General features: G+C 70.0%; 4 protein-coding genes. 3 read left to right on the forward strand and 1 reads right to left on the reverse strand.

Going from position 1 to position 2,205, the window contains the following annotated elements:
- A partial coding sequence (locus AC30N0_RS10705; RefSeq protein WP_489517899.1) for a hypothetical protein occupies window positions 1-185 on the forward strand: 185 nt, incomplete at its 5' end.
- On the opposite strand, the gene AC30N0_RS10710 is transcribed toward AC30N0_RS10705, so the two are convergent.
- Window positions 182-1,336 carry a helix-turn-helix transcriptional regulator gene (locus AC30N0_RS10710; protein ID WP_489517900.1) on the reverse strand — a complete coding sequence of 385 codons (1,155 nt, stop codon included), beginning with the start codon at window positions 1,334-1,336 and terminating at the stop codon, window positions 182-184. The genes AC30N0_RS10705 and AC30N0_RS10710 overlap by 4 nt on opposite strands.
- Before the next feature lie 114 nt (window positions 1,337-1,450).
- On the opposite strand from AC30N0_RS10710, the gene AC30N0_RS10715 reads away from it, so the two are divergent.
- Both AC30N0_RS10715 and AC30N0_RS10720 read left to right on the forward strand, forming a co-directional pair.
- Window positions 1,451-1,876 (forward strand): Ivy family c-type lysozyme inhibitor, encoded by a 426-nt coding sequence (locus AC30N0_RS10715; protein ID WP_489517901.1) that lies wholly within the window; start codon window positions 1,451-1,453, stop codon window positions 1,874-1,876.
- 25 nt (window positions 1,877-1,901) lie between these two features.
- Window positions 1,902-2,205: hypothetical protein (locus AC30N0_RS10720; protein WP_489517902.1), on the forward strand; the 304-nt coding region annotated here is incomplete at its 3' end.

The following is a 2,205-nucleotide window of genomic DNA, read 5'->3' on the forward strand; positions in this document are numbered from 1 at the left end:
TCGAGATGAAGATGGCCATCGCCATGCTGCTCGGCGGCTTCGCCATCGAGCGGGTCGGCACCCGCGACGGCACGCCGGCGCGGGAGCGCTTCGCCTTCGCCATGGGCCCGGTCGGGCTCGAGATGCGCCTCGATCGGAGTCCAGCGCGCGTCCTTGGCGCGTTCGTCGGCCCCCGAACGCGCTAGACCCGATCGCCGGCGCCTGCCTGCCGTCCGCCGAGGACGAGCGTAACGAGCTGCGCCTGCGTGTGGACGCCGGTCTTCTGGAACACGGTCTTCAGGTAGGCGCGCGCGGTGCCGTACGTGACGCCCATCTCGTGGGCGGCGTCGCGCAGTCCGTGGCCGTCGGCGATGAGCTGCGCGAGCCGGGCCTCGGTGGCCGTGCAGCCATGGATGCGGCGCAGCGCCGCGCCCGGTTCCGACGGCGCCGGTGCAGGCTGCGTGACCAGCAGAAGGAAAGCAGGCTTCGCGGGCGATGTCGCGCCCATCCGGCCGACCAGCGGCGCGCAGCGCAGGGTCAGGTGGCCGCCCTTGCCGTCGGCGACGGTCAGCGATTCCGAGCCGACCGCCGCGGCACGCATCGACGCGGCACGCGCGACGTGCGCGACGTGCGCGACCAGGGCCGCCTGCGCGCCGCTGCCGGTGGCGACGAGCTCGTCGTGCCGCGACGCCAGTCCGTCGCGACGGCGCAGAAGCGACTCCATGGCTGCATTGGCGTAGCTCACCCGGCGCTGCGCGTCGACGACGGCGATCGGTTGCGCCATGCTGTCGAAGAGCGCGGCGACCGAGGGACAGTTCTGCGGGTGGTCGAGCCGGATCGCCATCTGCAGCGCCCGGGTCATGTGCTTGCTGAGGGCCTCGAAGGTCCGCACCTCGGCGTCGCCGAAGGTCTTCATGTCGGGCGGTCTGAACAGCGTGATGTTCGCGACCAGTCCGCCTTCGGCGACCAGCGTGTTGCCGAGGCTGTACTTGAAGCCGTGCGGCCGCATCCACTCGTTGTAGTAGGACGATCGGTACAGCGCACCGCGCTCCTGCAGCACGCCGTCGAGCCGCTCGTTGGTGCGCACGACGCCGGGTCGGTGCAGGCGCTGCGTCAGGCGGATCCACGGGTTGTCCGCGGCAAAGTAGAGGGCGTCAAAGTCCTTCAGCCATACCGGGTCGACGCCGGCCAGGCAGACGGCCTGGATGCGGCGCGGATGCAGGTGCAGGAAGTAGAAAGTCTGCGCCGCCGAGGGGAAGCTCTTCTGCATCAGCCCCATGACGTCCTGCCACGCCGCAGGATCGAGCACGACGCGATACACCGCGTCGATCAGCTCCTCGTGCAGGGACTCCGCCATGTCGCTCGACCCACAGCCCACAAGCTGCCCAGCTTACGTGCGATCACTCCCAAATGGGGGCTGCCGTGCGCGGCAGCCCTGCCTATTCTTGCGCTGCACCGAGCGAGGGACGTCATGAACGGCTGGATGCGGATCGCGAAAAAGGCAGCCGTCGCGGCGCTGGCGGCAGCGTCGATGGCCGGCAGCGTCCACGGCGCCGACGGAATGACGACCACCGCCGACCTGCTCAAGGACGCGAAGTTCAAGGCCGCCTACCTCGGCGCCCTGGGCCCGAGGGCGAAGGAGAAGTGGCTCGCGACGATGAGCAACAGCGCCCTCGTCCGCCAGGTCTTCATCGGCGGGGAGGACTACCAGGTGGCGACGCCCTGCAAGCCGCACGACTGCGCCGACAACAACCTGCTGCTGCTGTATTCGCGGGCCCGCGGCGTGGTCTACGGCAGGCTGCACGAGAAGGGGCGGCCGGCGCCGATAGGCAACCCGAGCCCGGCCATGCATGCCGAGCTCGAGCGGATGTGGAACAAGGAATTCCGTCAGAAGTGACGGCCGGAAACAGGAGGGAGACGGAATGCGGCAACTGAAAGCGATGCTTCTGCTGGCGCTGGCGGCCTGCGCCGCTCTGGCGGCGATGGGCCCGGCTGCCGCCAAGCTGCATCCCGTGCAGCTGGGCCTGGCCGTGTCGCAGCTCGCGTGCGACGCCGGCGTGAAGGGCAGGTACCACTACGTCGTGAACTGGAAAGCGTCGCCGGGCGCCACGTCGTACCGGGTCTACTCCGGGAACCAGTGCCTCGTCGGCAACTGCGCGACCGGCACCGGAACGGCGTCGTCGTGCCCCGCGACCTGCAACGCCGGCTCGTGCAGCGTTGCCCTTC

Origin of the sequence: Rhizobacter sp., from assembly GCF_031412495.1 — a bacterium.
In the GTDB taxonomy this organism is placed as follows: domain Bacteria; phylum Pseudomonadota; class Gammaproteobacteria; order Burkholderiales; family Burkholderiaceae_C; genus Schlegelella_A.

Excerpts from the sequence above, each read along its gene's own strand:
- AC30N0_RS10710 (WP_489517900.1), bottom strand. The coding sequence starts at position 1,336 with ATGGCGGAGTCCCTGCACGAGGAGCTGATCGACGCGGTGTATCGCGTC.
- AC30N0_RS10715 (WP_489517901.1), top strand. The coding sequence starts at position 1,451 with ATGAACGGCTGGATGCGGATCGCGAAAAAGGCAGCCGTCGCGGCGCTG.